We start from the raw sequence: 14,632 nt of genomic DNA, 5'->3' as shown, positions 1-14,632 counted from the left end.
AACGATGAGCAACGCCGCCAATTCCGGGCTCGTCATGTCGAATGCGGGCCTCGCGCTGGTGAAGCGCTTCGAGGGCCTGGAGACCGTGGCCTATCCCGACCCCGGCAATCGCGTCACCGGCGAACCCTGGACCATCGGTTACGGCCATACGCGCGGGGTGCGTCGAGGCGACACCTGCACTGAGGAGCAGGCCACGGCCTGGCTGCGTGAGGACCTGCAGGCCGCCGAGGGGGCGGTGAAGGATCTCGTCGATGTGGTGCTGATGCAGGGCCAGTTCGATGCGCTGGTGAGCTTCGTCTTCAACTGCGGCGCGGCGGCCTTCGGTAACTCGACGCTGCGGCGGTTGCTCAATGGCGGTGACAGGGCGGGCGCCGCCGAACAGTTCAGGCGCTGGAACCGTGGTGCCGACGGCGTGCTGCCGGGCCTCGTGACCCGCCGTGCTGCCGAGCGTGACCTTTTCCTTTCGCAGGAGGCCTAGATGCCGTTTCTTCCCTTGCTGCTCGGCCTCGCGCCGACCGTCGCCTCGTGGATCCTGGGCGACAAGACCGGCGCCGCCGTGGCGAAGGTGACGGGGATCGCCCGTGACATGCTCGGCACCGACAGCGCCGAGGGCATCGAGCGTGCAATCGCGGCCGATCCCAACCTCGCGCTGCAGTTCCGGATGGCCGTCATCCAAGCCGAAGCCGATGCCCGCCGACAGGAGTTCGACACGCTGCAGGCCCGGCTCGCCGATGTGCAGAGCGCCCGCCAACAGACGGTCGAACTCGCCAAGGCCGGTTCGGCCATTGCCTGGGGGGCGGTCGCCGTCAGCGTGCTGGTGACGACGGCCTTCATGGCGGCGCTGTGGTTCGTCGTGCGCCAGGAGATCCCGCTCGCCTCGCGCGAGATCGCCTACATCCTGCTGGGCACGCTGGGCGCCAAGTTCGGCGACATCGTCGCCTACTGGGTGGGTTCGAGCTCGGGCTCGGCGCAGAAGAGCGCCGCGCTCGAGAAGGCCGTCGTCGGGGGAGGGCGCTAGATGCCGGCCGACACCGACATCGGCAACATGGCGCTGAGCCGTCTCGGCACGCGCGCCACCATCGCCGACCTCACCGAGAACAGCACCGAGGCGCGCCAAATCAATCTCTGGTATGCGACCGTGCGCGACGATCTCCAGTCGCTGGTCGACTGGAATTTCAATCGCGTGTCGCAGGCGCTCGCCGCTTCCGGAGCGCCCCCGGCGCGCTGGGCGTCGAGCTACGCCTATCCGTCGGATTGCCTGAAGATGCGGCGGCTCGATTTCGGCGCCGCGAGCTGGGTGGCCGGCGATCCGGCAAGCGGTTTCGAGATCGCCTCCAGCGGCAGCGGTACCTTCCTCTACTGCAACGAGGACAGGGTCTCGGCGGTCTACGCCCAGAGGGTGACCGATCCGGCGCGCTTCACGCCGGGCTTCATTCTGGCCTTCGTCGACTGCCTTGCTGCGGCGGTGGCGCATGCCATCACACAGAAGTCCGACCTCGCGGAGATGCTGGCGAAGCGCGCAGCGGAGCGGATCGAGCGCGCCCGCGCCGACAGTGCGAACGAGGGCATCGCGCAGGCCGAGGCCGACCGGCTGGCGCAGAGCCTGGTGGCGCGCGATTTCGACGGGCTGGGCGATGCATGGGGAGGCGGCGCATGACCACGCCCATCATCCTGCCGAGCTTTGCCGCGGGCGAGCTGGCGCCGGCGCTGCAGGGCCGCGTCGACAACAACAAGTATCAGGTTGGCCTCGCGACCTGCCTCAACTGGTTCATCCACCCGTTCGGCGGCGCCAGCACGCGGGCCGGCACGTCGTTCGTTGGCGAAGTCCTGGACTCCGCGACGCGCAGCCGGTTGATCCCGTTCAGCTTCAACACCCAGCAGACCTACGTGCTGGAATTCGGCGACCGCAAGATGCGCGTGGTGAAGGAGGGCGGGTACGTCCTTGAAGCCGCGGTGGCGGTTTCCGGCATCACCAGGGCCAGCCCCGGGGTGGTGACGACGTCGGCGCCGCACGGTCTGTCGACCGGTGACGCGCTGTGGATCGACGGCGTCGCGGGCATGACCCAGGTCAACCGCCGTCGCTTCTCGGTGACGGTGCTGGGCGGCTCGAGCTTCTCGATTGGCATCGACACCTCGGACTACGGCGTCTGGAGCGCGGGCGGTAGCGCGGCCCGCCTCTATACGATCGACACGCCCTATGTGGCAGCCGATCTGGCGCGGCTGAAGTTCGTGCAGAGCGCCGATACGATGACGCTCACCCATCCGGGTTACGCGCCGCGCAACCTGACGCGCACGGGCCATGCGGCGTGGACGCTGACGGCGATCGGCTATGCGCCGACCCAGCAACCGCCGACCGGCGTCCTATCCGACTATCCGGGCTCGGCCTTCGACTATGTCGTCACGGCGGTCAGCGAGGAGACCGGCGAGGAGAGCGTGGCGTCCGCCGTGGCGAGTTCGGCCGACCAGACCTCGACCGTGCTCTGGACGAACGCGCCCGGCGCCAACTCCTACAACGTCTACAAGGGCAAGAACGGCGTGTACGGATTCATCGGTCGCGCTGGGAGCGGCTCGCCGGGCTTCACTGATACGACGGTCGCCCCGGACACCTCCGACACGCCGCCGGAGAGCAAGAACCCGTTCGACGCGGCGGACAAATATCCGGGCTGCTCGACCTATCACGAGGGGCGGCAGTGGTACGCCCGCACCAACACCAAGCCGCAGACGCTCTATTCGTCGGCCTCGGCGGCTTTCAACAACATGAACACCAGCTCGCCGTCCAAGGACAGCGACGCCATCACCCGTACCATCGCCAGCCGCGAGGTCAACGAGATCCGCTTTCTGCTGAGTCTCAACGTGCTGCTGGTCTGGACCTCGGGCGCCGTCTGGAAGGCCTGGGCGGGCCAGCAGGGCGACGTGATGACGCCGGCTAACTGCGCGGTGAAGCCGCAGAGCTACGAGGGTATCGCCGAGATCCCGCCGATCGCGACGGAGAGCAGCGCGCTCTACGTCACGGCCTCCACGCGCAAGGTACGAGATGTCGCCTACGAGTTCACATCGGACAGCTTCCAGGGCCGCAACGTGTCGATCTTCGCCGGGCACCTGTTCGAGGCGCACGGGATCGAGGAGTGGACCTATGCACGCGACCCGCACGGCATCGTCTGGTGCGTGCGCGCCGACGGCGTGCTGCTGGCGTTCACATACCTGAAGGAGCACGACGTCTACGCCTGGTCACGGCACATCACCGACGGTGCGGTCGAAAGCGTGGCCGCCGTCCAGGAAGGCGCGGAGACGATCCTGTATCTCGCGGTGAGACGCACCGTCGGGGGCCAGACGCGACGCTACATCGAGCGCATGTCGTCGCGATATTTCCCGGACGTCCAGGCCGCGTGGTGCGTCGACAGCGGCGTGCGCTATGACGGATGGAACGACGAGTCCAGCCGGCGACTCGCCATATCGGGCAGCCGCTATGAGGCGGGTGATACCGTCACGTTGTACGCGGTGGGGCACGCTCCGTTCGGTGCGGGTTCGGTGGGTTCGAAATACATCCTGCGCCGCGGGCAGAACCAGGTGACGGTTTCGATCGTGTCGTCGAGCGGTCCGGGAGAGGCCACCGCCACGCTCGACATCGCGCCGCATGTCAGTCTGCAGAACGTGGAGACGCCGGATTGGGCGCTCGCCTCCCTCGCGCTGGACGGCCTATGGCATCTGGAGGGCCGCGCGCTCGCGGTGCTGGCCGACGGATCGGTGCAGCCGACCGCCACGGTGCGCAACGGCTCCATCGTACTGCCGCGCGCGTCGGGCGCCATCCTGGCGGGCCTGCCCTATGTCTGCGATCTCGAGACGCTGAACCTGGAGGCAGGGCAACCGACCTTGCAGGGGCGGCAGAAGGTGGTGAACGAGGTCGTGCTGCGCGTGAAGGACACTCGCGGTCTCAGCGCCGGGCCGACCGCGAGCCGACTGGTCGACATCAAGGAGCGTACGTCGGAGCAGCCTGGGTTTGCGACGGCCCTGACGACCGGCGACCAGCGCGTGCTGATCGATCCGGACTGGAGCGCGGCGGGTCGCGTCTTCGTCCGCCAGTCCAATCCGCTGCCGGCAACCCTGCTGGCGATCATTCCCCGACTCGAAGCCGGAGCCTGAGCCATGGCCCTCACGAACATCGATCGCAAGGTGATCCACACCGGCAACGGCAGCGCCGTCGTCTTTCCCTATGGCTTTCCCGTTCTCGACGCCGCACATCTGTCGGTGATCTACACCGACGCCACGGGCGCGGAGACCACCCTCGCGCCCTCGCTCTACGGCGTGAGCGGCATCGGCGCGTCGGCCGGTGGCAGCGTGACTTATCCGCTTGCTGGCAGCCCGATCGGCCCAGGGACCAAGCTGACGATCGTCCGAACCGTTCCCTACACCCAGACCACGGTCCTCTCCAACCAAGGTGGCTACTACCCCGAAGTCGTCGAACGACGCTTCGACGAGATATACATGGCGCTGCAGCAGATCGCCGAGGTCGTCGGACGCAACACGGTCAGCAGCATTAGCGACCCGGCGACCGAGCAGACCAACTATGGCCTGATTCAGTCGCTGCAAACCTCGCTCGGAGATATGCACAGGCTTACGTCGGCCGGCGATCTCCTGACCCGCGACGGGAGCGGGTACAGGCGGTTGCCGCGCGGCACCACGGGCCAGTTTCTCGGCATCAGCGGTGCGGATGTGGCCTGGCAGGTCCCGTCCTATCCGATCTACTCCGGGGTACGCCAGACGGTGAGCGGAGGCCCCATCACGTCGGCGGGCTTGCCGAACTTCCTGCCAGCCACGACGAGCGGGACGTTGACGGTGCAGACCCAGAACGTTTCGTCGAGCTATCCTCTGGCTGCTACCGCTGCCGCAGGTTGGTCATCCGCCACGGGTGCTCCGCTCGATTCGGTCGGTGTCGCTACCGGTAATCTCACCTGGCCCGCATTGATCGCCGGCCGCGCTGCAACGACGCCTAACTTTCTCTATCTGGCGATCGCAGCGGGAGTGCTGACTCCGGCGTCGACGGTTCTCGCGCCCATCTATCAGTGGGCGGGCACCCCTTCCACTGCCGCTGGCCAATTCACCTTCAATATCTCGGAGATGCGCGGCTATCTCGGCAACGGCGCAAGCGCGCCGCCGGCCACCCTCGTATTCGTCGGGGAAGCGGCAACCGATACAACGAGTGTAATCTCGACAATCGCATACGCATACAATGGGAGGTTCGAATCGGGATTCACTCCGACACTACCCGGAGTGGCAACAATTGTCTCAGCTAGTCATGGAATTGGAATTATCCCCTGCCACAGTGACTTTGTCATTGAATGTACCGCAGCTGATCGAGGCTATAGCATTGGAGATCAACTAACGAAGCAGAGTATTGGGATCTATGACGGAGTTAATGTCGCTCCACTAGCAATGTTCAGAACCTCACGATCGATTGCCGTTACGAGCGGTGCTTCGCAGGCATTTCATGCCGTGACTAAGACAACTGGTGTTCTTGAGGGTGTGCTTACTTTAAGCAAGTGGAAATTCAAGTTTACTGCAGGACGTGGATGGTGATGTCTTTCCATGCCCCGATCTCCCCGGATATTGTGGAGCTTGCCAGTTGCTTGCGAAGAGCGGACCTCGCGGAGGTAGTGGCGCTTGGCCGTGCGCCAGCCGCCGCCTTGGCCGATGGTATCCGGACTGCACGGGAGGCCTGGACGGTGCGGGACGCCGAGGGGCGCATCATCTGCATGGCCGGAGTGTCGCCGTACAGCCTGATCGGCAACACGGGAGTGCCCTGGCTCCTCGGTACCGAGCTGGTGGATCGGCACAAACGCGCCTTCATGGTCGAAACGCGGCGGGTGGTGACACGCTGGCTGACGATGTTCGACGTCTTGCGCAACGTCGTGGACGCGAGGTACGTCGCCGCACTTCGGTGGCTCGACTGGCTTGGGTTCGAGTTCGGTCCCCCCTTTGTCCTGGCGCACGGAGTGTTCCGCCGTGTCTGGAAGGAGTCACCATGAACATCCAATCCAGCAGTATCGCGGAGTTGACGAGCGACGTCCGTCTCCCGCTTCTGCTCGATGAGTATGCGCGCGAGTGCTCGATCGAAGGGTTGCCGCCACCGCAGGCGCGGTTCGAAATCTATCGCGAGCTCGAGAAGCGCGGGTTGCTACATGTACTGGCGGCGGCTCATGACGAACACCTTGTCGGCTTTCTGACCCTTCTCATGCCGACTCTGCCACACTATGGCATTGCCGTTGCCGTAAGTGAGAGCTTCTTCGTGGCCCGCAACCACCGCTCCACAGGTGCCGGGATGAAGTTGCTGCGTGCGGCCGAGGACCTGGCGAGGCGGCTCGGATCGCCGGGGCTCCTCGTCAGCGCTCCCTATGGTGGCGACCTGTTCAAGGTGTTGCCGCGGGTCGGGTATGTCGAGTCCAACCGAGTGTTCTTCAGGAGGGTTGCCAATGAATAGTCTGCTGGCCCCTGACATGAGGATCGAGGCGATGGGCCCGGCGGCGATCGAACGGGTGCGTCGACTGGAAGCGCTGGCACTGGCAATGCCTCAACACCGGATCGAAACGAGGCACGTCTTTCACGCAGGTCTCTATGCGCGCACAGTGATGGTTCCCGCGGGTGTCATGATCACCGGTGTGCTTATCAAGGTTCCGACGCTGCTGATCGTACAGGGGCATGCCGTCGTCCATGTGGACGAGGGGCCGCACGAACTGCAGGGCTACAACGTGATCACCGCAGCGGCAGGCCGAAAGCAGGCCCTCTTCGCCGTTGCCGACACGCATCTTACCATGATCTTCGCCACCGACGCCGGCGATCTCGAATCGGCCGAGCGTCAGTTCACCGACGAACTCGATAAACTCATGACGCGCAAAGAGGACAAAGCATGTCGGGTCTAAGCGCAGCAACCATGATCTCACTCGGTCTGTCGGCTGTGAGTACCGCGGCCGGGTTCGCAGGGCAGTTGAAGCAGCAGGAGGCGTCTCAACAGCAGGCGAACCAGGCGCAGGCACAGGCGGTCTACCAAGCGCAGGTGGCGCGGCAGAACGAGGCAGTCGCCCAGCGGCAGGCTGCCGACGCGCTTCAGCGCGGCCTTGTCGCCGAGATGAGCCGACGCACCCAGCTGCGGCAGCAGCTTGGGAGCCAACTGGCCCGCCTCGCCGGACAGGGCACCGATCTGGAGGGCAGCCCTGCGGACATCCTAGGCGATACCGCGGCCGCCGGTGAGCAGGACGCTATGACCTTGCGCAGCAACGCGATTCGCGAAGCCTATGGGCATCGCCTGCGGGCGATCGGCTTCGGCGGCGAGGCCGCATTGCACAACGCGCGGACCGGCAACGCTGCTTCCGCCGGGAGTACCCTCGGTGCAGGTGCGTCTTTGCTCGCGGGTGCTTCCGCGCTGGCAGAAAAGTGGAACCGGTTTAAGTAGAGGAGAGGATCCTGGGAAACACCCAATGGCCCATCATTCTTTCCTAGGATCGGCCGACGGTGGAAGCCAGGACGTCGAAGCCCGGTGTCTTGCCGAACGACCGGCCGCTCGGTGCTTTCGGCAATCCTGGTTCAACGGCTACGCGGTTCTATGCGATCGGTTAGGCTCTCATCGGCTCCTCGGGAAGACTGCGTGCCGCAGCAAGAAGTCAAGGTCTTCCAGGAATCTGAACGGGAACTGGTTCTTCAGCGGTTGTTGAACAGCCTCCTGGGCGGGCTGTAGGACACTACCTGGCTGTCCGACGACGCTTTTCTCGAGAAGCCGGGGAAGCCGAGATAAATAGCGTGCCGGCATTCGTCGAAACTCTCGAAAGTCTGAGGGACGGGCTCTCGCGGCCGGCCGCGAGCGACGGCGATTGATCGAGGCGCAGGCCATGATCGACTTTCCCGACACGGAGAAGAACGACGGAGGTGCGCGCGTCGGCCGATGCGGCGATGGAGGAGGCGCTTTGGTAAGCGAGGCCGACACTCTCGAATGACGATTTCCGTGACCTCGTCAGGTTCAGGGAAGCGGTAAAGGAAGGCAATGCCGCAATGGTCTCGACGGCCGCACAGGTTCAGTCCGCTGTTCAAGAGCGCTTTAGGTCCTTCAGCCGAACGGCCGACAGGCAAGCGACATGGGAGCGAATGCAGGAGATCACCGGAAGGTCCGGTGACGAGTACGCAAATCCCGCGACGTCGGCCCCTGCCCAATACAGACAACCCGCCGAATAGGCCGTCGGCAAGGGAGAGCGTGGGCCGCGGATCATTCCGACTGGCACTCTAGACAATCGGGCTGGTCCTGGCTCCCGGTGTGGGGACTGGCGAACCCTGGTCTACCCTGTCCAGCGATCATCGCGAGTGGCTACTTCGCCGGCCCGAGCATCGACCCTTTGCCGGGCGGGCAAGGACATGGTTAGTGCCCGACGTGTTTGTGTAGGAGGGAGAAAGATGGTCAAGCCAGTACGCCGTATCGTGACGGGGCATGACGAGAAGGGTAGGTCCGTATTCCTCGAGGATGGGCCTGCACCGTATCCATTCTCGCCATCTCACTCGCCCAATGTCGGACTGACCAACCTCTGGGTCCTCGACTCGATCCCCGCCTCGAATGAGGCCGGCCGTCCTGATCCGACGGCGCGACCTTTCAGGCTCGAGCCGCCGGGAAACGGCAACGTCGTGCGTGTCGTGGAGTTTCCGCCCGACCGGGAACGCAACTATGGCAACCAAGCCGAGGTTTTCAGCCAGTACGGCGCTTCCCAGGCGCATGACAGTGCCGCCCGTCATCCCGGGTTCCACAGGACCCTGAGCGTCGACTATGCGATCGTCATCGAAGGCGAGATCTGGGCGCTGATGGACGTCGGCGAAACGCTCATGCAGGCGGGCGACGTGCTGATCCAGCGCGGCACAAATCATGCCTGGGCCAATCGGAGCGACCGGATCGCTCGCGTTCTCTTTGTGCTGAACGGGGCCGATCCGCTCTAGGAGCGGGGCCATTGCGACGCGCGCGCTGGCAGCTGTCGGCTCGCGACCGACGCACGCGATATGCGGCGGTCGGAAGCCAAACCCGAAGTCGAGTGCGGCTGCAGTCTCTTTGCCGCGAACTCGGGTCAGGCTGCCTCCCGCGGCTGAGCCGCCTGCCAGGCAGCGGCGGCCTCGCGTGCGATGCGGGTGAAGTTGCGGACGAGGCCAGTGGCGGTGCCGGTGCGCCAGGCCATTGCCATTGCCAGCGGCACGGGGGTCTCGGCGATCTGAAGGATGCGCAGGCCGGGCATGTTGAACCGCGTCACCGTCGAGGGCGCTATGGCAACGCCAAGCCCCGCATCCACGAACCCCGCCACCGTGTGGATCTGGTCGGCATATTGGACGATCCGCGGGGAGAAATGCGCGCGCCGGCACATGTCCATCACCCGCGCATGCAGGAGCGGCAAGCCGGCACGTGAGTACATCACGAAAGGCTCGCCGGCGAACTGGCGAAGCTGCATCGCTCGCCGGGCGGCCAGCCTGTGGGTTGAGGGCACCAGCGCGAGGAAGGGTTCGCGGATCAACGTCACGATCTGCAGCGATCGCGAACTGAGGGGTGGCCGGAGCAGCGCGACGTCGAGGCTTCCCGATTCCAGTGAGGTCACCAGGTTCGAGGTCGTGAGCTGCCGCAACTCCAGTTCCACGTCGGGATAGGCTGAACGAAAGCGTGTGACGACGGGGGGGAGAAGCGTGAAAGCATTGGAGGGCGCGAAGCCCACGGTGAGGCGTCCCGTTTCGCCGCTTCCCAGCCGTCGCACATCGTCCACGGCCTGGTCGGCACCGTCGAGAAGACGCCGCGCCCGCTCATAGAGGAGAAGGCCCGCCTGCGTCACCTCGAACTTCTTCTGGGTCCGGTGAAGGAGCTCTATCCCTAGTCGTCGCTCGAGGTTCTGGATCTGGCGGGTCAGCGGAGGCTGGGCGATGCCCAGCGATGCGGCGGCGCGTCCGAAATGACCTTCCCGCACAACCGCGCAGAAGTATCTCAACTGTCTTAGGTCCATTGTCGATACCCAGAAGGTATTGAAGGCGGGTTCCGCGATATTGGACGTGTCCCGCTCAAGTTGGCAACGTCGGGTTGCAGTGCAAGTGATTGAACGATGGCAGAAGTGGGCCTCGTGACGGGAACAGGCGGGTGTAAATTGCGTTCAGAAAGCAATTTACCCGTGGCGAAAGCGACTCTTGCGCGTGATTTGGGCCGGACTTCCGCATTTGGCTTGAACGGCCCGGCACTGTCGGTGATACCGAGGCGGTGACAGTTGGTTGGAGCCTGGCTGGGCTTCCGGCGCGTATTGCGTAGGACCGTCGAAAAGGAAGAAGAACACGAATGGCAAAATCGCACCCAGTCGATGCCCACGTCGGCACTCGCATGCGCCAGCGCCGCACCCTCCTTGGCATGAGCCAGACCAAGCTTGGCGACGCGGTGGGTCTCACCTTTCAGCAAGTGCAGAAGTACGAGCGCGGCTCGAACCGGGTGGGCTCCAGCCGCCTCTACGAGTTCGCCAAGGCGTTGGACGTACCGGTTTCCTATTTCTTCGACGAGATGCCGGGCAACGTCCTGGCGGGTCGACCCATGGCGGCCCGCGTCAAGAAGGGTAGCGGCTTTGGCGAGGCTGGCACTCCCTTCGCCGTCGAGAAGGATCCGCTGGTCAAGCGCGAGACGCTGCAGCTCGTGCGCGCCTACTACAAGATTCGAGAGCCTTCGGTGCGCAAGCGCATCTACGAACTGGTCAAGACCATGGGGTCCTCCGGCTCCCACACCGAGCGCGCAAGAAAGTAAGCTGGCGGTCGGCGCGGACCGGGGTATCCGGCTCGCGACGACCCGCGGCTTCGGCGACCGGCGGCGCCAGGCTCATGCCGCCAGCAGATGCTCCGCGATCTGCACGGCGTTCAGCGCCGCGCCCTTCAGCAACTGATCGCCGGCCACGAAAAGCGAGATCGAATGACCGCTGGGATCGCCGAGATCCTGGCGGATGCGGCCCACCAGGATGTCGTCCTGATGGCTGGCGTCGCGCGGCATGGGGAAGACGTTGCGCTCGCGGTCGTCGACCAGGCGCACGCCCGGCGCGTTGGCCAGCAGAGCGCGCACCCGCGCCTCGCCGATCGGCCTTTCGCACTCGAAGGTGACGGCGGCGGCATGGGCGCGCAGGACCGGCACGCGCACGCAGGTCGCCGACAGCCGCAGGTCCGGATCGCCGTAGATCTTGCGGGTTTCCCGCATGACCTTGGTCTCCTCGTCGTTGTAGCCGGTCTCGGGATCGATCGCGGTATTGTGGCTGAACAGGTTGAAGGCATAGGGGTGCGGCAGCACCTTGGGCTGGAAGGCGCGGCCGTCGAGATAGGCGCGCGTCGAGTCCGCGAGCTCGTCCATGGCGGCGGCGCCGGCGCCCGAGGCCGCCTGGTAGGTGGCGATGGTCATGCGCCGGATGCGGTTGTGCTGGTGGATCGGCCAGAGCGGCGTGATGGCGATGATGGCCGCGCAGTTGGGGTTGGCGACGATGCCCTTGTGGCCTGCGATGGCGCCCGCGTTGATCTCGGGGATCACCAGCGGCACATCGGGATCCATGCGGAAGGCCGAGGAATTGTCGACCACGATGGCGCCCGCCGCGACCGCGATCGGAGCGTAACGCTTCGAGATGCCGCCGCCCGCCGAGAACAGGGCGATGTCGACGCCCTCGAAGCTCTTCTCGGTGAGTTCTTGGACGACCAGCGCCTTGCCGTCGAACGAAAGCTCACGGCCCACGGAGCGGGCGGAGGCAAGCAGGCGCAGCTCCTTCACCGGGAAACGCCGCTCGGCAAGGCAGCGCAGGAACTCGACGCCGACGGCGCCGGTGGCCCCGACGATGGCTACCGTGAGAGGTCTCGAACTCATGTCTGTCTCCTTCGTTGAAGCCGGGAGACGGACGCCTGGAAAGACAAAGGCCCCGTCCGAAACCGGCGGGGCCTTGAGGTTGTCCTATGTCACGTTCGACTCTACGCGCACGTCCTCGCCGGCCCACCGAAGGTGGTCGTTTTGGTCGTGGTGGTTTTGGTCGCGAAACGCATCATGGTGGCAGAGGATATAGGGCAGAGGGGCCGGGGCTGTAAAGAGGAGGGCTTCTCCCGATCGTCCCGACCGAAGCCGGGCGCCGCGGGTTGGAGTGGAGAGACATACTCTCCACGATTGGCCTGCACTTCGTTGAGGGAGGGTCTCTCCGCGTTGCACCTGCGGCGCTCCGGTCGGGACGACGGATTGGAGGAGTGCGGAAGGAAGCGGACGCTAGTTCTTCCGCAGGAACGGCTTGTCGCCGCACACCGTGACGCGGTGGCCGTACCGCCGGTGCGGGAAGTAGTCGAACATCGCATGGTGCTGGACGCAGCGATTGTCCCAGAAGGCCACCGAGTTGGGCTGCCACTTGAAGCGGCACTGGAATTCCGGCGTCTCGATGTGGCGGTAGAGCATCTCCAGCAGCGCATCGCTCTCGTGCTTGCGCAGTTGCGGGATGCGCAGCGTGAAGCCGCGATTGACGTAGAGGCTCTGCTTGCCGGTCACCGGATGGGTGCGCACCACCGGGTGCTCGGCGTTGGGGAACTTGATGTCGTCGCGGTCGGTGGCCTTCACGCGATAATAGTGCGCCTTGGAACTGTCGTGCAGCGCCGTCAGCCCCTGCAGCAGCTGCTTGATCGGCTCGGAGAGCGTGTCGTAGGCGCGGTACATGTTGGCGAACAGCGTGTCGCCGCCGCCCTCGGGCGGCACCTCGGTGAGATAGAGGATCGAGCCCATCGGCGGCTCGACGTCGCACGACACGTCGGTATGCCATTCCTCGCCGGCGACGTGGCGCGACTTCTCGTCGGCCTTGATGACCAGGATCTCGGGATGTTCGGGCAACTCGATCGGCGCGTTGGGATGGACGTGCAGAGGCCCGAAGCGGCGGCCGAACTCCTTGTGCTGCTCGACCGACATCTTCTGGTCGCGAAAGAAGATCACCAGGTTCTCCATCAGCGCGTCGTGCACTTCCTGGAACTGCTGGTTGCCGAGCGGCTTGCCGAGATCGACACCGGAAATCTCCGCCCCGATGCCGGGCGTCAGCTTGCGCACTTCGATCGACTGGTAGGCCATTGGTTTCCTCCCGGAACTGCCGTCCGTTGTCCGAAGGATACGCCCCGCGGCCGGCTGCCGCAGGAGAATTTTGCAGGAGTCCGTGTGGCGGACTCCGGACGGGCCGGAGGATTGGGGCACCGCATGGGCCACCGGCTCGGAATCCGCTAGGATGGCCCGGTGATGAAGATCGACGTCGACCATTATCTCGTGCTGGGCGTGCCGCGGACGGCGGACGCGGCGACGATCCGTGCCGCCTATGTCGATCTCGCGAAGAAGTATCATCCCGACGTCGCCGCCGGGAATCCCGAGTTGGCCGCCTACAATTTCCGCCAGATCACCGCCGCCTATCAGGCGCTGAGCGATCCCGACGAGCGCGCCCGCTACGACGCCAGGGTCCAGTCGGCGCTGGATGCCGAGCGCGCGCGCCGCGAACAGGTGTCCCGGGCGGCGGCGACCGCACGCGCGGCTCAGGCGGCGGTCAAGGCCCGCTCACACCAGCGCCTCGCGGCGATCCTGCTCGGCAAGGCCCGCTCGGCGCCCCAAGCAGCGGCTCCCCGTCCGGCTCAAGGAGCCCGCTCGTTTCCGCCTGGGCCGTTCCAACCGCCAAGCCCCCTCGTGCCACCGGTGGCGCGGCTGTTGCACGCCGACGCGATGGCGCGCCGGCGGGCGGCGGTGATGCTTGCTGCAGTGCTGCTGGTTTTCGTCGGCGTCGCCGGCTACCTCGCGCAGCGCTACGTCCGCACGCCGGGCCTCGAAGTGATGGCCGCCTCCGAAGCGACGCGGCGCGCGGTCGAGTCCCCGCCGGACAAGCCCCGACCGGTGCCGGTGCCGCCGATGCAGCAGCCCAGCCAGTACGGTATATCTCCCGATCGACCGCCCTCGGCACCGATGCCGGGTGTAGTGGCCGATCGCGCGGCCGTCCCGAGGCCGGCGCCGGTCGAAATCACCGATGGGCAGTCAGTCTGCGTCTCCGACGACGGTGCGAAGTTCGCGATCATCAACCGGGGCGGCGAACCGACCGTGATCTACAACGGCGCCGCGCCTGTACGCGCCTCGATGCTGTTTGCCGACCGCCACTTCGTGGTCCTGACGGGGATCGTGCCAACCGACACGATCATAATCGGGATCCGGCGCGGCCAGGAGAACGGTACGCACGTCTACTATGCCGATCCCCGCGGCGCGATCCTCCAGACCTTCGTCGCGCGCTGCGAGGGACGTGCGTACTAGGGTCTTTCCGGTCGAGAAGAGTCACCAGTATAACGACCACCTCACCCTGAGGAGCGCTCCGCAGGAGTGCGTCTCGAAGGGTGGGCGCGCGCACCCCGTTGGGTGCCCATCCTTCGAGACGGCGCTTCGCGCCTCCTTGTATCAAGAGACGGCCGCGTCGGCGTAGAGTTGCGGGCGCGGTCTCGGTGGAGAGCCCGGAGGCTCCTGGGGCCTACAAGCCCGTTCCTGAGCTCGGTGCCTCCACCGTTGATTTTGTGATCCCGAACGGTCGCCTGGGCCGAACCGCGAGCCCGCATGCGCAAGGATGGGAGCCAAGATCCATGT

Annotated in this window: 15 protein-coding genes; 12 read left to right on the top strand and 3 right to left on the bottom strand. The window is 65.6% G+C overall.

Going from position 1 to position 14,632, the window contains the following annotated elements:
• Positions 1-4 precede the first annotated feature (4 nt).
• The 10 genes from LJ725_RS25205 (at position 5) to LJ725_RS25160 (ending at position 8,964) form a co-directional block, all read left to right on the top strand.
• Positions 5-478, top strand: coding sequence for a lysozyme (locus tag LJ725_RS25205; RefSeq protein ID WP_230553715.1), 474 nt, complete (start codon positions 5-7; stop codon positions 476-478).
• Entirely contained in the window at positions 479-1,018 is a 540-nt protein-coding gene (locus tag LJ725_RS25200; protein ID WP_230553714.1) for a hypothetical protein, read from the top strand.
• On the top strand, positions 1,019-1,657 hold the full coding sequence (locus LJ725_RS25195) for a hypothetical protein (RefSeq protein WP_230553713.1): 639 nt from the start codon (positions 1,019-1,021) through the stop codon (positions 1,655-1,657).
• Complete coding sequence (locus LJ725_RS25190; RefSeq protein WP_230553712.1) at positions 1,654-4,140, top strand: ubiquitin-activating E1 FCCH domain-containing protein; 2,487 nt, start codon at positions 1,654-1,656, stop codon at positions 4,138-4,140. Before LJ725_RS25195 ends, LJ725_RS25190 begins: the two co-directional genes overlap by 4 nt.
• A 3-nt stretch (positions 4,141-4,143) precedes the next feature.
• Entirely contained in the window at positions 4,144-5,574 is a 1,431-nt protein-coding gene (locus LJ725_RS25185) for a hypothetical protein (protein ID WP_230553711.1), read from the top strand.
• Positions 5,574-6,023: a hypothetical protein gene (locus LJ725_RS25180; protein ID WP_230553710.1), complete on the top strand. Its 450-nt coding sequence runs from the start codon at positions 5,574-5,576 to the stop codon at positions 6,021-6,023. The genes LJ725_RS25185 and LJ725_RS25180 overlap by 1 nt, the downstream gene beginning before the upstream one ends.
• Positions 6,020-6,475 carry a GNAT family N-acetyltransferase gene (locus tag LJ725_RS25175; RefSeq protein ID WP_230553709.1) on the top strand — a complete coding sequence of 152 codons (456 nt, stop codon included), beginning with the start codon at positions 6,020-6,022 and terminating at the stop codon, positions 6,473-6,475. Before LJ725_RS25180 ends, LJ725_RS25175 begins: the two co-directional genes overlap by 4 nt.
• Positions 6,468-6,914 (top strand): hypothetical protein, encoded by a 447-nt coding sequence (locus LJ725_RS25170; protein ID WP_230553708.1) that lies wholly within the window; start codon positions 6,468-6,470, stop codon positions 6,912-6,914. Before LJ725_RS25175 ends, LJ725_RS25170 begins: the two co-directional genes overlap by 8 nt.
• Positions 6,902-7,444, top strand: coding sequence for a virion core protein, T7 gp14 family (locus LJ725_RS25165; protein WP_230553707.1), 543 nt, complete (start codon positions 6,902-6,904; stop codon positions 7,442-7,444). The genes LJ725_RS25170 and LJ725_RS25165 overlap by 13 nt, the downstream gene beginning before the upstream one ends.
• A 989-nt stretch (positions 7,445-8,433) precedes the next feature.
• The gene (locus LJ725_RS25160; protein WP_230553706.1) at positions 8,434-8,964 is read left to right on the top strand and encodes a cupin domain-containing protein; all 531 of its coding nucleotides are present in this window, start codon (positions 8,434-8,436) and stop codon (positions 8,962-8,964) included.
• Positions 8,965-9,089: 125 nt separating this feature from the next.
• On the opposite strand, the gene LJ725_RS25155 is transcribed toward LJ725_RS25160, so the two are convergent.
• On the bottom strand, positions 9,090-10,004 hold the full coding sequence (locus LJ725_RS25155; protein ID WP_268990873.1) for a LysR family transcriptional regulator: 915 nt from the start codon (positions 10,002-10,004) through the stop codon (positions 9,090-9,092).
• Between the two features lie 323 nt (positions 10,005-10,327).
• Between LJ725_RS25155 and LJ725_RS25150 the strand changes: the two genes are divergently transcribed.
• Positions 10,328-10,780: a helix-turn-helix domain-containing protein gene (locus LJ725_RS25150; RefSeq protein WP_230553704.1), complete on the top strand. Its 453-nt coding sequence runs from the start codon at positions 10,328-10,330 to the stop codon at positions 10,778-10,780.
• Between the two features lie 72 nt (positions 10,781-10,852).
• On the opposite strand, the gene LJ725_RS25145 is transcribed toward LJ725_RS25150, so the two are convergent.
• Together LJ725_RS25145 and LJ725_RS25140 are read right to left on the bottom strand one after the other, a co-directional pair.
• On the bottom strand, positions 10,853-11,872 hold the full coding sequence (locus LJ725_RS25145) for an aspartate-semialdehyde dehydrogenase (RefSeq protein WP_230553703.1): 1,020 nt from the start codon (positions 11,870-11,872) through the stop codon (positions 10,853-10,855).
• A gap of 387 nt (positions 11,873-12,259) precedes the next feature.
• Positions 12,260-13,099 carry a TauD/TfdA dioxygenase family protein gene (locus LJ725_RS25140; protein WP_230553702.1) on the bottom strand — a complete coding sequence of 280 codons (840 nt, stop codon included), beginning with the start codon at positions 13,097-13,099 and terminating at the stop codon, positions 12,260-12,262.
• A gap of 162 nt (positions 13,100-13,261) precedes the next feature.
• On the opposite strand from LJ725_RS25140, the gene LJ725_RS25135 reads away from it, so the two are divergent.
• Entirely contained in the window at positions 13,262-14,308 is a 1,047-nt protein-coding gene (locus tag LJ725_RS25135) for a J domain-containing protein (RefSeq protein WP_230553701.1), read from the top strand.
• Positions 14,309-14,632 lie beyond the last annotated feature (324 nt).

This window comes from Reyranella aquatilis, from assembly GCF_020880995.1.
Taxonomy (GTDB): Bacteria; Pseudomonadota; Alphaproteobacteria; order Reyranellales; family Reyranellaceae; genus Reyranella; species Reyranella aquatilis.
This window is presented reverse-complemented; position numbering and strand designations above follow the sequence as displayed.

Excerpts from the sequence above, each read along its gene's own strand:
- LJ725_RS25185 (WP_230553711.1), top strand. The coding sequence starts at position 4,144 with ATGGCCCTCACGAACATCGATCGCAAGGTGATCCACACCGGCAACGGC.
- LJ725_RS25155 (WP_268990873.1), bottom strand. The coding sequence starts at position 10,004 with ATGGACCTAAGACAGTTGAGATACTTCTGCGCGGTTGTGCGGGAAGGT.
- LJ725_RS25180 (WP_230553710.1), top strand. The coding sequence starts at position 5,574 with ATGTCTTTCCATGCCCCGATCTCCCCGGATATTGTGGAGCTTGCCAGT.
- LJ725_RS25140 (WP_230553702.1), bottom strand. The coding sequence starts at position 13,099 with ATGGCCTACCAGTCGATCGAAGTGCGCAAGCTGACGCCCGGCATCGGG.
- LJ725_RS25160 (WP_230553706.1), top strand. The coding sequence starts at position 8,434 with ATGGTCAAGCCAGTACGCCGTATCGTGACGGGGCATGACGAGAAGGGT.
- LJ725_RS25135 (WP_230553701.1), top strand. The coding sequence starts at position 13,262 with ATGAAGATCGACGTCGACCATTATCTCGTGCTGGGCGTGCCGCGGACG.
- LJ725_RS25195 (WP_230553713.1), top strand. The coding sequence starts at position 1,019 with ATGCCGGCCGACACCGACATCGGCAACATGGCGCTGAGCCGTCTCGGC.
- LJ725_RS25205 (WP_230553715.1), top strand. The coding sequence starts at position 5 with ATGAGCAACGCCGCCAATTCCGGGCTCGTCATGTCGAATGCGGGCCTC.
- LJ725_RS25170 (WP_230553708.1), top strand. The coding sequence starts at position 6,468 with ATGAATAGTCTGCTGGCCCCTGACATGAGGATCGAGGCGATGGGCCCG.
- LJ725_RS25150 (WP_230553704.1), top strand. The coding sequence starts at position 10,328 with ATGGCAAAATCGCACCCAGTCGATGCCCACGTCGGCACTCGCATGCGC.
- LJ725_RS25190 (WP_230553712.1), top strand. The coding sequence starts at position 1,654 with ATGACCACGCCCATCATCCTGCCGAGCTTTGCCGCGGGCGAGCTGGCG.
- LJ725_RS25145 (WP_230553703.1), bottom strand. The coding sequence starts at position 11,872 with ATGAGTTCGAGACCTCTCACGGTAGCCATCGTCGGGGCCACCGGCGCC.
- LJ725_RS25200 (WP_230553714.1), top strand. The coding sequence starts at position 479 with ATGCCGTTTCTTCCCTTGCTGCTCGGCCTCGCGCCGACCGTCGCCTCG.
- LJ725_RS25165 (WP_230553707.1), top strand. The coding sequence starts at position 6,902 with ATGTCGGGTCTAAGCGCAGCAACCATGATCTCACTCGGTCTGTCGGCT.
- LJ725_RS25175 (WP_230553709.1), top strand. The coding sequence starts at position 6,020 with ATGAACATCCAATCCAGCAGTATCGCGGAGTTGACGAGCGACGTCCGT.